Here is a 15,861-nt window from a genome sequence, read left to right on the forward strand (position 1 = left end):
TCCAAAGTAAATCAGTCCGGTCTTAGAAGAACAAGAACGATTCGACTTTGATTCAGTGGCGAAGGTACTCATTTATTTCCTCTTCGGGGAATATTTTCCCTTGTTTTTCACTTCGGGGAAGACAAATACCGTGTTGAAGTCGGCATCAAAGGCGATAATGGCATCGAAACTCTTGCCTTGCTTGCTCTTGAAGCCTTTCAGCAGGGAGGTCTTCCCGGCGGTGAGCAGTTCCTTGATCTCCTCGTCCTTCAGGTCACGGTTGGCTTTCTGGCGGAACACGGGCAGACCGCATTCGGGATTGTCGCAACGCACCACTTTGCCGTAGAACTGCATCTGCCCCTTGCCGCACTTGGGACAGGTGCAGCCGGAGGGCTTGTGCCCGAAGATTTTGTCGCAGGAGAGCAGTTCGGCGGTGATTCCCGTGGTGTATCGCTCTATCTCCTCATGGAAGGCGGAGGCTTCCTTCTCCCCACGCTCGATGCGTGCCAGTTCACGTTCCCACTCTCCCGTTAGGCGGCATCGGCGATGCGCATCCCTTTCACTACGGAATAGAGGGCCAGCCCCTTCTCGGTGGGCACGAGCGACTTCTTGCAACGCTGTACGTAGCCGCGGGCAAAGAGGGTCTCGATGATGGCGGCACGGGTGGCGGGAGTGCCGATGCCACATTCTTTCATGGCCTGACGCACCTCCTCGTCCTCCACGTCCTTACCTGCCGTCTCCATCGCTGAAAGCAGGGTGGCTTCGGTATGCAGGGGCTTCGGCTTGGTCTTACCCTCGGTGAGGCTTACGCCGCATACGGCGAGGGTGTCGCCGCTCTTCCAATGCGGCAATACCTGCTCCTCGCTCTCTTCGCCCAGCACGGCACGCCATCCCGCCTGACGGATGACGCAGCCCTTGGCGGCAAACTCCGCCTCGCCACTGAGGGCGGTGGCGGTGGTGAGTTCCTTGACGCACTTGTCGGAAAAGGCTTCCACCATGCGCCCGGCTATCATCTGATAGACGGTGTTGTCCTCCTTGGAGAGGAAGAGGGGCTTCTCACCCGTGACAAGCAGGGCGTGGTGGTCGGTCACCTTGCTACCGTCCACGCTGCGGCGGGTCAGCCTGTCCCTGTGGGGCACCTTGCCAATCCATTCGGGATAGCCGCCCAGGAAGGCGAGCAGCTTGGGGATTTCGGCAAAGACATCTTCGGGGATATAGCGGCTGCCAGTGCGAGGATAGGTGATGAGCTTCTTCTCGTAGAGCTTCTGCGCTATCTCCAAGGTTTTCTCCGCCGTGAGGCCGTGCTTGGCGTTGGCTTCCTTCTGCAGGGTGGTGAGGTCGTAGAGCAGCGGCGTGTCCTCCACCTTCTCCTTGCACTCCACCTTGGTGACAAGCAGGGAGGACTGCGCCTTTACCTTATTATATATATGCTCCGCAGGGGACTTCTCCTTCCACTTCTCTGCGGAAGAGAACTTCACCGTCTGTTCCCCTGTGCCGTCCGTAGATAGATGCACCTGCCAGAAGGTTCGGGCGTGAAGCGTTTGTGCTCCCAGTAGCGGGCGCACACCATGGCCAGCGTGGGTGTCTGTACACGTCCGAGGGAGTAGGTGCCCCTGCCTGCGGCGATGGTCATGGCCTGCGTGGCATTGATGCCCACTAACCAGTCGGCCTCGCTACGTGCCTTGGCGGCATGATAAAGGCGGTCGTAGCGGTTGCCCTCTTCGAGGTGGCGCAGTCCCTCACGGATGGCCTTGTCGGTGAGTGAGCTGATCCAGAGGCGTACGAAGGGCGTGCGGCAGTTCAGGTAGCTGTAGAGGTAACGGAAGATGAGCTCGCCCTCGCGCCCGGCATCGGTGGCCACTACAATCTGCTCACTCTCTTCGAAGAGTTTGCCCACTATACGTATCTGCGTGACGACGCTGGGTTCGGGCTTGTAACCCTTCTCCGTCTTGGTATGACGGGGTTGCAGGGTAAAGGTGTCGGGCAGTATGGGCAGGTGCTCACGGGCGAAGCCGTGGATGCCGTAGCCTTCGGGCATGGTGAGCTGCACCAAGTGCCCATAGGCCCATGTGACGGCATAGCCGTTGCCGGAAAAATAACCTTCTTCTCTCTTGGTCGCGCCCACGATGCGGGCTATCTCACGTGCCACGGAGGGCTTCTCTGCGATAATGGTCTTCATACTGATTTACTTTTTTTCTGTTTTTACCTATTGTTTCTATTCTCATGTCCGGGATAATGATGGATTTAGTGGTGGCACTCCAGCTCATACCTTCATGCCTTTGCTCTTGCGTTTTTCCTGCTTCTGCTGGACATCATCCTTCGGGGCGGTCTGTCCCTTCTGCAGCGGCTCATTGACATTCTTGGTCGCCTCGTTGGTCTTGCCCTGACTGTTGACGGCTACCTGCGTGCGGCTCTCGTTTGCCGGAGCCACTTTCTGGGCATTATCAGGATTGGTGTCGTAGCGATAGGGACGGCCTTTCTCGGGATTGAAGCGGAGGTACATGGTGGAGGGTACGCCCTTGTCGTCGGGCACGTTCTCCAGCTTGACGGTCTTGCCCGCCACGTAGTCGGCTTTCTGCTCTTCGGTGAAGGGCACGCCCTTCCACTTGGTGATAGGGCGGATGCTGCCATCCTCGTTGGTCCATGTATTGCGACGTTGCTTGCCGGGGTCCTGTTGCGGGGTTTCCTGTGCCACTTTGGGTGATTCCTTGTTGCTCTGCTCCTCCACGGTACGGGGCGACTTACCCGTGCCAGGCACGAACTCCACGCCTCGCTGCTCCACGTTCACCTGCAGGGTGGTGACGAACTTGCGGCCGTCGTTGCGCTCGATGAGCTTGTCCTTGACGGGCAGTCCGGCACGGAGTATCTCTCGCTCCTGTGGGGTGATCTCCGTCTTGCCGATGCGTTCGGGGATGCGGATGCGGGCGGCGGGCATGTCGGTAATCTCATTGGTCTTGCGGTCGATGCTGATGAATGAGGGGGTTATCTCACCTGTGGCCTTGTCCACCAAGTCCACGATTCTGCCGAGGTTGCCTGTCTCCTTCAGGGCTTTCTTCTCCTCCGGGGTGAACTTGTGACCCTTGTACTCGTCGAGCTTCTGCTCCTTGCGGATGAAGTGGGGAACGAGACGCACGTTGCCGTCGTCGTCCTTGCGGAAGGAGAGGCGGGCATCGAGACTGAACGACTCTCCTCCGAAGTTGGGTGTGACACGCACGAGGTCGGACTTACCGTAGTTGAGCATCTTCTGCAGGTCGCCGGACTGCTCCAGTTCCTCACGCTTCACGCCCCAGTTCTTTTCCAAAGCCTGCCAGTCGATGCGGCTTTCGTCGATGGGCTGGTAACCTTGCCTTTGCTTGTTCTCCTGTTTGTTCTCCTGTGCATTCTGCTGCACGTTTTCCTGTTGTTTCGTTGCCTGTCGGCTTCCTCCTTCTTGCTGGGCATAGTCCAAGCGAGACTTGGCTTCTGCTCCAGCTTCGTACGTCGGTTCCATGTTTTCTTGTTTTTGGGGTTCTACATTGTTTGTCTGATTCTGTTCCTGCTTCTTATCTTCCTGCGCCTTCTGCTCCTGCGCCACCTGTTTTTCGTAGGCAGAGGTGTCCACCTTGTGGGGCGCGAGCAGTTCGGCATTGGCCACTGGGTCTTTCAGCAGTTCCTTCATCACGCCGAGCAGGTTCTCCGCCTGGTCTGCCGCAATACGGTAGAAACCGAATCGGCTGGGTTCCTTGCACTGCCGGAAGAAGTTGCGGAAGAAGTTGTCGAGCACGTCGCCGTTCTTGTCGAACTGGAGGAAGTCCTGTGCATTCTCCATCTTTGGCGGTGTGCGTCTGGGGGTGCCGTCCGCCTGTAATCCGGCCACCACGCTGATTTCGCCCGTCTTCTCGTCACGGACTATCAGCACGTCTTTCTCGTCTTTTTTCTTTGCCATCTTGATTGACTTTTAATTGTGAAACATTGATTGTTATCGGATGCGGGCCTTGTAGTCCGCCATCTTTTCTTTCTGGAAACAGTCGATATGCTCCGCGAGGAATTTCTCCACGTCCGACTCCTTGTAGTAGGTCTTCTGCCGGAGCATGAGATAGGGCAGGATGCCTAACGTGCGGTAGCGTTGCAGCGACCGCTTGCTCACCTGCAGCATCAAGCAGAGGTCCTGGTTGTCGTAGAGGCGTTCGCCGTTGTACAGCTTGCACTCCGTACCTTCCTCCTGACCTGCCGCCTGTCGCTGGCTGCGGTATAGCAGATCGTCGAGCATTTTCTCGTGTCTGTCGAGCCGCTCCATGAGGAGGTGGAACAGCCGCTCTATCTTGTACGTATCCATTTTCTTGCCGTTTTTATGTTTTCTTGCCAGTCCTTACCATATACTGTCTGTGCAGCTCACCGATGCGCTCTGCGTTGCCGCTCATGGAGCACTCCTTCATTATGCGCTCCACATCCGTGAGGCGGTAGCGGCAGGTGCGCCCCATCAGCGAGAAGGGGATGCGCCCCTCGTCACGATAGCGTTGCAGGGTGCGCAGACTGATACCGAGCAGAGCGGTCACCTCCTTGCTGTTCAACCACCGTTCTTGTGGTTGAACAGTCAGTCTGTCCTCATACCTGCGGATGTGCTCCGCTATCTTCTCAATGTGCCCGACCAGTTCCTGAAAGGCGGCACTTTCCATCATTATTACGTTCATAATCAATACTGTTTTTTCTTGTTTCTGCTGCAAAATTACAGGGTATGAAAAGGGTGAACTTATGACTCATAGATGACTCATAGAAGATTTTCTTGCAATTGGCTTTGGATGGCTCAACCATCGGTTCCACATGCTGCCACCTGCGCTGGAAATGAGTGGTTTTAGGAGGTCGCAGCGTAACTTTGCACCGATAATCACAGCAACACTCAGAATCATGGAAGTAGTAATCATTGAAAGAAAGGCGTTCGAGGCACTGATGGCGGATGTCTCGTCGCTGACGGAGAAAGTGAACCGCCTGTGCGGTCGTGAAAGAGACCGCCGTATGGCGAAGTGGATGGACAACGAGGAGGTGTGCCGACTGCTGCGCCTCAGTCCGAGGACCTTGCAGATGATGCGCGACAAGGGCTTGATTGCCTGCTCGCAGATAGGTAAGAAGTTCTATTACCGCAGGGAGGACGTGGCAAGTCTCGTTGTAGGCGGAAAGGAGGGCTGCCTATGAAGCAGGAAATCCTCACGCTGGAGCAGGAACAGGTGGCGGACATGCTTCTCTCGCTGAAAAACAGCCATCGCAGGATTAACCGTTTCATGCAGGAGTACACGCCTCCGCTCAACGGTGACCGTTACCTGACGGACAGGGAGGTGTCGGAGGTCTTGAAGGTGAGCCGCCGCACCTTGCAGAACCTGCGCAACAGCCGTGTGCTGCCGTTCATCCTGCTGGGCGGCAAGGCACTCTACCGGGAGTATGACATACAGCGACTGCTGGAAACGAACTACCGCAAGGCGGATGTATAGTCATGTATAGGGACGAAAAAAAGACGGACGGGCAACCCTGTTGAATGGGATGGTCCGTCCGTCTTTTCGTTTTGTTATGTCTGTCCGGTCTTTCAGTTATTGCCGAAAGTCCAAAGGGGAATGATGATGGCTTGTTGTGCCTCTCTTTCCTTTTTTCTTGTCGCTGTCTCTTTCAGCCATTTCCGGAAGGCATGTGCATAGAAGGTGTTTATCCGATAGGACAAGGCGACGATGATGTCCCAATGGTAGATGTCCACGGAACAGCCGCCCGCCATGCGGATATACTTGCATACCTCATAGTCCACCAACACGCCTGTCTTGCGGATGCGCCTTATCTCCCTGCCTATGGTGGCGGCAGGGAGGTTGAACAGGTCGGCTATCTCCATAAGGGTCATCCACACCTCTTCCTGCGGGTTGCCTTCCATGCGTACGCTTCCGTGCTCGTCTATTCTGATGATTCTTCTCATGGCGTTCCGTGTTAGATGGTCTGACAAATGAACTGTTCCATGGATTCTATCTGCTTGGACAGACGCTCCATGTCGTTGCTTACCTTCTCAGCGGTAATCTTCGCATAGATCTGCGTGCTGCGGATGCTGGTGTGTCCCATCATCTTCGACAGGGTCTCAATAGGCACACCGTTGGAGAGACAGATGGTGGTGGCATACGAGTGACGGCTCTGGTGCCAGGTCACGTTCTTGTTGATACCGCATTGCTTGGCGACGGCCTTAATGCCGTATCGGCAATGGGGATAGCAGGGAACGGGCAACAGCCGTCCGTCCTCCGCCATGCCGCTGTACTTCTCAATGATATGCTTGGGAACGTCAAGCAGGCGGATGTTCGATTCCACGCCTGTCTTCTGGCGGTTGGTCTTTATCCACAGATGCCCGTCGAAGGAGGTCTGTAGGTTCTCCTCCGTCAGGTTGTACATGTCCCGCCAGCTCAGTCCCGTGAAGCAGCAGAAGATGAAGAGGTCTCTGATAAGCTCAAAGCTTTTCTTCTTGAACGTGCCGTTGATGAGTGCCGTAATCTCTTCCTTGGTCAGGAAGCCGCGCTTGGTCTCTTCCTTCGTGATGTGGTAGGCATAAAAGGGGTCACGCGCCAGCCAGCCGTTGTTGATGGCGGTGAAGATGATGCTGCGGAAGGGCATCATGTACGACCATACGGTGTTGGTGCAGTGGTTCTTCTCCGTGCGGAGGAACAGCTCGAAGTCGGTGATGAAGGCGGGTGTCAGCTCACGTAGGGCGATGTCACTCATCTTGTAGCGTTGCTTGATGAACTCCGACAAGTGGTTGTACACCACGCAGTATTTCCAGTAGCTGCGCTCGCTCTTCATCTTGCCGACCTGTTTGGCATAGTCCTCGTTGTGCTGCTTGAACACGGCAAGCAGGGTCTTGTGGTTCTGTCCCAGACCCAGGTAGGCGTTGCGCACCTTCTCAGCCGTGACATATCCGTCGGTGTCGCACACTTCCTGATACGCCTTGTTGATGCCAAGCCGTATCTTGTCCAGCATACGGTTGCCCTCCTGTGCCACGAGGCTACGACCCGTCAGTTTGCCCAGTTCCACGTTCCACATTTTCTCCTCCACGTCCAGCTTGCTGCTGAACTGTGATACCTTCCCGTTCACCGTGATGCGGCACATCACGGGAATCATTCCGTTCTTTTTCGGCGCGTTGCGCTTGAGGTAGAACAACACCCTGAAAGTGCTTCTGCTCATACTCTACGTTTTTTAATTGCAAAATTAGTTTCTGTAGAGCTGAAAGGCTGTAAGCAAACCGCAGCACATCGGCGCAATCGCATCCGCTTCACGTCTTTTTCGTCCTTTTCCCGCAGGCTGTATCAGATATTACTCTAATTTTGCCTCCCGAAACGCTGTATTCCGATAGTTTACAGCCATTTCCTCACGGGCTTTTCAGACCTCCTCGCCAGCGAAAAGAGTAACGGGATAGTAACGCAACTCTTGCTTCAACTGACTTTTTTGTGGCATCCATTGTCTTCACAGAGAATCCAACTAAATCAATTAATCCGCTCATTCTCATAGTTTTTTCATCATTCTGCCCTCATTCTCAGTTTTTTGTTGTATCTTTGCATCATCTTTAAAACCACAGGTATGAAATTGAAGTATGGATACTATCACTTGGTTGCAATATTGACAGTCTCTATTTGGGGATTGACTTTTATATCCACCAAAATATTGATTCAACATGGATTGACTCCGCAGGAAATCTTTTTCTATCGTTTTCTTATTGCTTATATAGGTATTTGGTTCATTTCTCCCCGTCGGCTTTTTACCCATAGATGGAAAGATGAATTTTGGTTGATGGCAGGTGGTATCTTCGGTGGTTCTCTCTACTTTTTTACAGAGAACACAGCTTTAGAAATTACACAGGCTTCGAATGTGTCTTTTATTATTTGTACGGCTCCTTTGCTCACTACTATTCTTTCCTTGTTGTTTTATAAAAATGAGAAAGCGACTAAAGGTTTAATCGGTGGTTCATTATTGGCATTGGTTGGGGTGGGACTTGTTGTTTTCAATGGGAGTGTAGTGCTCAAGATATCTCCTGTTGGAGATCTGCTGACTTTACTTGCTGCTTTGTCATGGGCATTTTATAGTCTGATTATTAAAAAGATGGCAGGGCGTTATCCTACTGTATTTATTACCCGTAAGATATTTTTTTATGGTGTGCTGACCATTCTTCCTGCTTTTTGTATCCATCCGTTGCGATCTGATTTCAGTATGCTTTTGCAATCGACTGTTCTGTTGAATTTGTTGTTTCTGGCAATATTGGCTTCATTGGTTTGTTTTGTTCTCTGGAATGTGGTACTGAAACAATTGGGGACAGTGAGAGCTTCTAATTATATATATTTGAATCCATTGGTGACAATGGTTGCTTCAGCATTGATATTGCAGGAACATATTACTCTGATAGCTTTGGCTGGTGCTGCTTGTATCTTGTTAGGAGTTTACTTGGCGGAAAAGAAGTAGGAAAATCGTAAAATAAAACTTCTGAAATAGAGCTTTTATTAATTCTCAATATAACGAACTATGAAAACAACAAAAAGATGCTTATTAACTTTCATCTGTTTAATTCTGTCCGTATTGATTACTTATGGAAACCCGGATGGTTCCAGAGATAAATCAGGACCTTTGTATCAACCTAAAAAGGGTAATCCGATAGATGGAGTTCGTATCGGGTGGGATTATAGTACTCTTCAACAATTGTCGGCAAAAGGGGGATATCCTCGTTCCATTCGTTTACAAGATCATTCGGTGGTGGCAGTGTACGAAGATTATAAAACAGGCTATACAATGCGGCGTAGTACTGACGAAGGCGTAACGTGGAGTGACCCTGTTACATTGTTCCATTCGCATGAATTTACGAATGAAAAAGGAAGTACATGGATACATATCGCTAATTCAGAGATTTTTCAATTGGCTAATGGTGATTTGTTGGCTGCGTGTAATTACCGTCCTAAAACAGCTGGAATCGCTCCTTTTGCAATTGCAATACGTCGTAGCACAGATAATGGAGTAACGTGGAGCGATCCGCAAGTGGTCTATGAAGCACTGCCACGTTTTGCGGATGGCTGTTGGGAACCTTCATTTCTCCAGTTGCCCAATGGAGACGTACAGATTTACTTTGCCAATGAAGGTCCTTATACTCACTCCAATGAACAGGAAATTTCAATGCTGACTTCACAGGATAATGGTAAGTCGTGGGGAGGTTATAAAACAGTTTGTTTTCGGGCTGGCAGTCGCGACGGGATGCCGGTAAGTAAGATAGTGGGAGATGAGATTGTCTGTGTTATTGAAGATTGCGGTTTTGTGACTTTTAAACCTTATACGGTACGTACCAAAATAACAGATAACTGGTCTTTGCCTGTGTTGGCTGATTCTCCGGATCGTAGCAAAGCTTTGGCTGATACCATCGAAGACTGGGTTTATATGGGTGCTCCTTATTTGGGAGTTCTCCCAACCGGTGAGACTTTGCTTTCCTATCAAGTAGATGATACTCGTCATGCTGACCAGTTTGGAGATAGAGTGCCTTATAGTACTATGGAAGTGGCAATTGGTGATAAAAACGCACGGAACTTCACACGCCGTACTCGTCCATTTCCTGTTGCAAAGGGGAAACATGCTATATGGCCATCAGTGGCGGTTTGGGATGTAAATACTGTAGTTGCCCTTGCTTCCAGTAATTATGGAGGAGGGGAAGCTCCTTGCTTCATCAAAGGTCATGTAATGAGAGATTTGGAAATAAAGAACGCTACAATTTCTGAATATCCCATATTCATTGGGCATTATGGAAAATCCAACTTGCGTGCCGGTGTGGGGAAAGATAAAAAACATCTTTATGTTACCTGTAAAGTGAAAGACTCTGAACTCTTTTCAGGTGGAAAAGGCACGCAAACGGGAAGTGGAGTTTATCTTTATCTGGATACAACTAATAGTTGCCTGGAAGAGCCTGCAGAAGGAGTATATAAGATATGGTGTTCATATAATGGAGATATAATTGTATGGAAAGGAAATTGCGGTAAATGGGACATTGGAAAAAAGGCTGGGATAAGAGTGACTTCGGATATAGTACAAGGTGGGTATGTGTTAAACTTTTCTATTCCTCTGAAAAACTCTTTTAGCAAAGAGAATATGCGAATCAGTGCTTCTTTGTCTACAAAGTATTACATAGAAACATTGGTAAATAGCGATGAGAAGAAGTCGTGCACATGGATTAAGATGAACTTACGCCCATAAGTTGTAAATGTAGGAAAGATAAAAGATACGGAAAAAAAGTGAGGATATTTAGCTTGTAAACCGATCTAATTCTTAATTTTGTGATCTATATTTTAATACTATCACATTTATGAAAAAAATCTGGATTGCACTTCTGGCATTCTCTATGCTGGGAGCATCAATTTCAGCGAATGAACCTTTCTTTAAACGCAAAAAGTCGAAGAAGAAAGAAGTCGTTGAAAAAGAAAAGACACCTTATGACAAGCTATTCTTATCCGATCATTCGAAAGCTGAGGGATTTATTACGGTTCACAAAGTTAAGGAGAAGATTTATTTTGAACTTCCACTTTCATTGTTGCGACGTGAGATGTTGCTGGGGTCTACAGTAACTGAAATCAGTGATAACAAAAATGCGATTATTGGCTCTAAACCGACTGAACTATCCATTTCCGTTTTCACAAATTGAATAATAAAGTTTGTTTGTCGGTGATTCAGACAGATAATGTAAGTAATGATAAAGATGAAAGATTGAAAGCAGCCATTGAAATGAGCAATATTGACGCTATTTTGCAGGCTTTTGACATTGCTGCTTATAATAATGATAGTACGGCAATTGTCTTTGAGGTTACCGAGTTTTTTGTAGGTGATAACAAGTTGATGCCTCCTTTCGATAAATTTAGTGTGAATACATCGGGTGGACGTAAACGTACTACTTCTTTTCAAAGTAACCGCTCTTTTATTGATGGCTTCAAGGCATTTAAAGATAATATATCGGTCCGTAGTAGTTTGAACTATACTTATTCACTGACCGGTGGAAAAGGAGGTGATATCAAAGACGAACCTTTTACTGCAAAAGTAACACGTTCTATTGTATTGCTCGACTCTGTTCCTTATCGTCCCCGTTTGATGGATAGTAGAATCGGTATTTTCCCTACTATCAAAAAGGAATATTCTGCTACTAAGCAGACAATGCGTCCTGTGTATTATGCTAATCGTTGGCGTTTGGAGCCTTCTGACCTCGAAGGATATCTGGCAGGTAAAAAAGTGACTCCCGTAAAACCGATTGTTTTTTATATAGATAGTTGTTTTCCTGAGAGTTGGAAGAAGTCTATCTTTGAAGCTGTGAATCAATGGAATCAGCCGTTTGAGAAAATAGGGTTTATACAGGCGATACAGGCAAAAGAGTTTCCGAAAGACGATCCCGAATTTGATCCTGACAATCTGAAATATTCATGTATCCGTTATGCTCCTGTTGCTATTGAGAATGCAATGGGACCGTCATGGGTTGATCCGCGTAGTGGAGAAATATTAAACGCTTCCGTATACCTGTATCATGATGTCATCAAGTTATTGAATAACTGGTTGTTTATTCAGACGGCCCAGGCGGACGAACGCGTACGTCATAAAATTATTCCGAGAGTGGTGATGGATGATGCTTTGCGCTATGTTGTTTCTCATGAGGTAGGGCATTGTCTCGGATTTATGCATAATATGAGTGCTTCTTCTGTGATTCCGGTCGATTCGCTCCGGTCTCCATCGTTCACACAGAAGAATGGGACGACTACTTCCATTATGGATTATGCCCGTTTTAATTATGTGGCACAGCCGGGAGATATGGAAAGAGGGGTTCGTATGATGCCTCCTTATTTTGGTCCGTATGATAATTATCTGATTCGTTGGAATTATACTCCTGTGCCGGGAGCTAAGACTCCGGAAGAAGAATATGCGGTTACTTCAAAATGGATTACTGATTTGTCGGATAATCCAGTATATCGGTATGGAAAGCAGCAGTCTGACATTCTCGATCCGCGTTCTCAAACTGAGGATTTGGGAGATAATGCTGTAAAAGCTACTCAATATGGGGTGAAGAATCTGAAATATATTCTATCGAATCTCAATCAGTGGCTGGAGGAAGAAGATGTGGATTATACTCATCGATCAGATTTGTATGATGGTATCTTGATGCAGTATATAACATATATGTTGCATGTGTATCATAATATTGGCGGAATTTATTTGTATGAAAAGTTGGTAGGTGATAAAGTGGAAGCCTTGCAGAGCGAACCGAAAGAGAAACAGAAGGAGGCTATGAATTATTTCCTGGAGCAGTTGGCAACGTTGGATTGGGTGGATGATAGTAATATCCTGAAAACATTGCCTATGGTAGGGAAGCCATCCGATGCTTTGCGTAATGTCATGATGAAATTGTTGATGGAAGCACCTGCTAGAGTCGAGTTTTCAGCTTTGAAAGCCGGCAAAGAAGGATATGGTGTTGAAGAGTGCATGAATGATATTTATACATATATTTGGAGCCCGACTATGAAAGGGCGTAAGCTGACTGAAAGTCAGATGAAGTTGCAGAATCTGTTTATTAAATATCTGGCGTCTACTGCCGGAATCCGTTGGAATAAAGAGACCAAATCGTTGGCAGATGAAGAAAATGTATGGGAACAATTGTCTGTTTTCCATCGTCATGCTCACGAAGGGCATAGCGGATGTTGTGTTTCGGATCTGGAGCGTATGTTCAATCCCGTAGCGGGATTCGACGAGCCGATGGCTGAGTATTTCGTTCCTAAAAATCAGGATAGTATGTGTTACGGCTATTTTCTTCGTATACGTGATCTGTTGAATGGTCAGAAGCAGCATGCTGATAAAGATACACGGCTTCATTATCAATTATTGCTTCATCAAATGAATAATGCGTTAAATAGATGACTATGAAGAATAAATATATCCTTTTGCTCTTGCTATCTGTATTGGTTTTGTCTTTCTTTTCTCCTGCGGAGGTTGTCGCTAAGAAAAAGAAGAAGAAAACAGAACAGGTAAAGGTTAAGAGTGAGTATGAGAAGTTGGTGGGAGATTCTACTAGAATTGAGGCCAAAGGGTTGATGAATCTTTATTGGATCGGTGATAAAGTATATATGGAGATTCCTAAAAATGTGGTGGGTAAACGCTTATTGATGGGGGCTGTGGTAGATAAATTAAGTAATCCGCAGGAGTCATCTGTTGGATTTCGGGCAGTTTCTCCTTTGCAGGTTAAGTTTTGCAAATCCGATTCTTTAATCCGATTGTACCAGATTGCAAATCGTCCGGTGACTGATCATGATCCTTATATAGGAGATGCTTTGGAAAGAAGTTTTAGTGATATACTCTTGGAGCAGTTTTCTGTGAAAGCTTATTCTCCGGATAGCGCTATGGTGATAGATGTCACATCATCTGTTTTTAAAAATGATGAATTTATGAATCCGATTGATCCGAAGGGTTTTAATTCAATGGACGGCTGGGTGAAACGGAAAGCTACCTTTAAACAGAAACAGTCGATGATATCCGGTATTGCTGCTTATGTTGATAATGTATCGATTTCCTGTAATATGAGCTATGATCTTTCAATGTCATTGTTCGGTATCTTCCCAATTGCAGAAGATATTCCATTCAGTGCGGTTGTGAAGCGTACTTTTATGTTATTACCGGAAGATGAAGATTATCTTCCCCGTTTGGCGGATGCACGTATTGGTACTTTATGGAATGATAAAGTGAGCTTCTCCGATAAGGAGCAAGGGAGTCAGACACAATATTGGGTGAATCGTTGGAATTTGAAAGATGGGAGTCCGATTGTTTTTTATGTGGATACTTTATTGCCTGATAGTTGGCAGCGTTGTGTTTTTCGCAGTGCTGATATCTGGAATGGGGCTTTCCGTAAGATTGGTTTCTCCAAAGCGTTGGAAGTGAAACCTTACTCTAAAGACAGTGACTCGTTTGATGCCAATAGTATCACTAAATCGTGTATTCGGTATGTGGCTTCTCCTTCTGAAAAGATCACAGATAATTGTTGGAGTGACCCGCAGACAGGAGAGATCATTAGTGCCAATATCTACATTCCTCATAATTTGGCTTCACAAATTCAGTTGGATTATTTCTTGCAAACTTCTTCTTTTAACGAGAAAGCACGTACATTGACTCCCGATGCTTCACTGGTAGAGGAAGCATTGACGTCTTTGTTATTGAAACATTGGGGACATTGTCTCGGACTGACGGATAATATGGCAGGCTCTATTGCTTATCCTGTAGATTCGCTTCAGTCGGAAGGATTTGTGAAAAAGTATGGATTGTCAGCTTCGGTAATGGATAAACTTCCGATGAATTACTTGCTTTCATCTGATAGTTACAAGTCCGGAATGCCTTTAACTCAACAAGTGTTGGGTGAGTATGATCATTGGGCACTTCGTTATTTATATCAGCCGATGAATAAGAAAACTCCTCAGGAGGAATTGTCGGCTTTGCGGGCATTGGTTTCAGAGCGCAACCGGAATCCGTTGTTACTTTTTAAGGGTCCTCAAAACCGGAAGGCTTATTATGATCCTCGTGGAATGGAGATGGATTTAGGAAATGATGCGATTCGTGCCGCTACAATTGCTTTTGAGAATATGGGAAAGGTGATAGCGAATGCAAACCAATGGTTGGACAAGGAAGATGTAAATTATGAAGAGCGTACTATGTTGTATGGACATATTATCAATCAGGTAGATGAGTACGTGAAACATGTATTACAGCAGGTAGGAGGTATTTATCTGAATGATAGTTATCGGGGGGACGTGTATCCTTCTTATCAGTCGGTACCGAAAGAGGTACAACGCAATTCTTTCTTGTGGATGCTGGATGCTATTGAAAAGATGTCGTGGATGGACAATGAGGAGTTGCAGAATCATTGCGCATTGACGGGAAGTGCGGCGGATTATTCTCAAAAGTTCTTTGGAAATTTAATTCTGGTGCAGTTGGGTAATCTTTGGCTTAGTGAAAGTAAATCGGATGATCCTTATACACAGAAACAGGCTACTGCGGATCTGATTAACTTTTTATTCAAAGAGACTAAAGTGGGTAAGAAGCCATCCGGATTCAAACGTTTCGTGCAGGAGCAACTGTTGAATGTAGTCATTTCTTGGTCGGATGTGAGTCCGGCAAAGGATAAATCGTCTTCCGGTAGTTCTTCCGGCTTTGCGTTAAGTGAGATGCATCCTTATTGGGGTATGAAAGCTATAGAAAGTATATCATATATGTCTGCTCCCGCACGCGGTCCCTTCTGGTATGGTTGTTTGCAGGACTTGAAGCAGGAGTTTCAGAAGGCAAAGGTTGTAGCACCGACGAAAGAGTTAAAGGAAGAGTATGCTTATCGGTTGTTTACTATTGAGAAGGCGTTGAGGAAGTAAATTGATTTCTATAGTATTTTCTTATAAGAGTGATATTTGAATATTTTTTCACCTCTTTTGTCGTATTTTTATAACGATAAAAGAGGTGATTTTTTTGGAAAAGTCTGGCATAATCAAAACGAGGCAGTTAGTTTGCTATCCTAACTGTTGCACCTTCTGCACTTAATTTTTGCATATATTCTTTTGCTATAGAGTAAGACTCGACAGCTGGTAGTAATTTAGGAGGATTATCCACTAACATTTTTGCTAAAAAAAGATCAATAACAAATAGCTCTTTCACTAAAGCTACTATTTTCAATTTGTTACTCGGAGGTACTGATACAAGTTCAATTGTATATGGAACATTAAGATCAGAATTCCTTTTTTGAATCTTTTCAATTGGTTTTACAGATTGTTCATCAAGAAAACTATCTTCGTCTGAACATGAATTAAATATCACTGAAGAAATTAATAAAATGCAAAATAAACTTTTTTTCATAATAATGTA

General features: G+C 46.9%; 12 protein-coding genes and 2 pseudogenes. 6 read left to right on the plus strand and 8 right to left on the minus strand.

Annotated elements, in window-relative coordinates; translation table 11 throughout:
* Positions 1-72 precede the first annotated feature (72 nt).
* The 4 genes and pseudogenes from JCM17102_RS27565 to JCM17102_RS23760 all read right to left on the minus strand — a co-directional run bounded on the left by JCM17102_RS27565 (position 73) and on the right by JCM17102_RS23760 (position 4,682).
* Positions 73-2,158, minus strand: a pseudogene (locus tag JCM17102_RS27565) (type IA DNA topoisomerase).
* An 84-nt stretch (positions 2,159-2,242) separates the two neighbouring features.
* Positions 2,243-3,904 (minus strand): DUF4099 domain-containing protein, encoded by a 1,662-nt coding sequence (locus JCM17102_RS12795; RefSeq protein ID WP_025075419.1) that lies wholly within the window; start codon positions 3,902-3,904, stop codon positions 2,243-2,245.
* A 33-nt stretch (positions 3,905-3,937) separates the two neighbouring features.
* On the minus strand, positions 3,938-4,294 hold the full coding sequence (locus tag JCM17102_RS32235) for a helix-turn-helix domain-containing protein (RefSeq protein ID WP_025075420.1): 357 nt from the start codon (positions 4,292-4,294) through the stop codon (positions 3,938-3,940).
* A gap of 13 nt (positions 4,295-4,307) precedes the next feature.
* Entirely contained in the window at positions 4,308-4,682 is a 375-nt protein-coding gene (locus tag JCM17102_RS23760; RefSeq protein ID WP_148302058.1) for a helix-turn-helix domain-containing protein, read from the minus strand.
* 181 nt (positions 4,683-4,863) lie between these two features.
* Here JCM17102_RS23760 and JCM17102_RS12810 point away from each other — a divergent pair, with 181 nt between their 5' ends.
* Together JCM17102_RS12810 and JCM17102_RS12815 are read left to right on the plus strand one after the other, a co-directional pair.
* Entirely contained in the window at positions 4,864-5,148 is a 285-nt protein-coding gene (locus tag JCM17102_RS12810) for a helix-turn-helix domain-containing protein (RefSeq protein ID WP_025075422.1), read from the plus strand.
* The gene (locus tag JCM17102_RS12815; RefSeq protein ID WP_033886815.1) at positions 5,145-5,441 is read left to right on the plus strand and encodes a helix-turn-helix domain-containing protein; all 297 of its coding nucleotides are present in this window, start codon (positions 5,145-5,147) and stop codon (positions 5,439-5,441) included. The genes JCM17102_RS12810 and JCM17102_RS12815 overlap by 4 nt, the downstream gene beginning before the upstream one ends.
* 92 nt (positions 5,442-5,533) lie before the next feature.
* On the opposite strand, the gene JCM17102_RS30365 is transcribed toward JCM17102_RS12815, so the two are convergent.
* The 3 genes from JCM17102_RS30365 to JCM17102_RS31745 all read right to left on the minus strand — a co-directional run bounded on the left by JCM17102_RS30365 (position 5,534) and on the right by JCM17102_RS31745 (position 7,471).
* Entirely contained in the window at positions 5,534-5,908 is a 375-nt protein-coding gene (locus JCM17102_RS30365) for a virulence RhuM family protein (protein WP_025075424.1), read from the minus strand.
* An 11-nt stretch (positions 5,909-5,919) separates the two neighbouring features.
* Positions 5,920-7,155: a site-specific integrase gene (locus tag JCM17102_RS23770; RefSeq protein ID WP_033886819.1), complete on the minus strand. Its 1,236-nt coding sequence runs from the start codon at positions 7,153-7,155 to the stop codon at positions 5,920-5,922.
* 184 nt (positions 7,156-7,339) lie between these two features.
* Positions 7,340-7,471, minus strand: coding sequence for a hypothetical protein (locus JCM17102_RS31745; RefSeq protein WP_262481104.1), 132 nt, complete (start codon positions 7,469-7,471; stop codon positions 7,340-7,342).
* A 77-nt stretch (positions 7,472-7,548) separates the two neighbouring features.
* Between JCM17102_RS31745 and JCM17102_RS12840 the strand changes: the two genes are divergently transcribed.
* From JCM17102_RS12840 to JCM17102_RS12855, 4 genes and pseudogenes are all read left to right on the plus strand, one after another.
* A complete protein-coding gene (locus tag JCM17102_RS12840; RefSeq protein WP_025075427.1) occupies positions 7,549-8,424 on the plus strand; it encodes a DMT family transporter in 876 nt (291 codons plus the stop codon).
* Positions 8,425-8,484: 60 nt separating this feature from the next.
* Positions 8,485-10,191 carry an exo-alpha-sialidase gene (locus JCM17102_RS12845; RefSeq protein WP_025075428.1) on the plus strand — a complete coding sequence of 569 codons (1,707 nt, stop codon included), beginning with the start codon at positions 8,485-8,487 and terminating at the stop codon, positions 10,189-10,191.
* 109 nt (positions 10,192-10,300) lie between these two features.
* A pseudogene (locus JCM17102_RS27570) lies at positions 10,301-12,885 on the plus strand (zinc-dependent metalloprotease).
* A 2-nt stretch (positions 12,886-12,887) separates the two neighbouring features.
* Positions 12,888-15,374 carry a zinc-dependent metalloprotease gene (locus JCM17102_RS12855; protein ID WP_245798509.1) on the plus strand — a complete coding sequence of 829 codons (2,487 nt, stop codon included), beginning with the start codon at positions 12,888-12,890 and terminating at the stop codon, positions 15,372-15,374.
* Positions 15,375-15,501: 127 nt separating this feature from the next.
* Here JCM17102_RS12855 and JCM17102_RS23780 read toward each other — a convergent pair.
* Positions 15,502-15,861: ribosomal protein L7/L12 (locus JCM17102_RS23780; protein ID WP_206778286.1), on the minus strand; the 360-nt coding region annotated here is incomplete at its 5' end.

The sequence above is a fragment of the Bacteroides faecichinchillae JCM 17102 genome, from assembly GCF_000614145.1.
GTDB lineage: Bacteria > Bacteroidota > Bacteroidia > Bacteroidales > Bacteroidaceae > Bacteroides > Bacteroides faecichinchillae.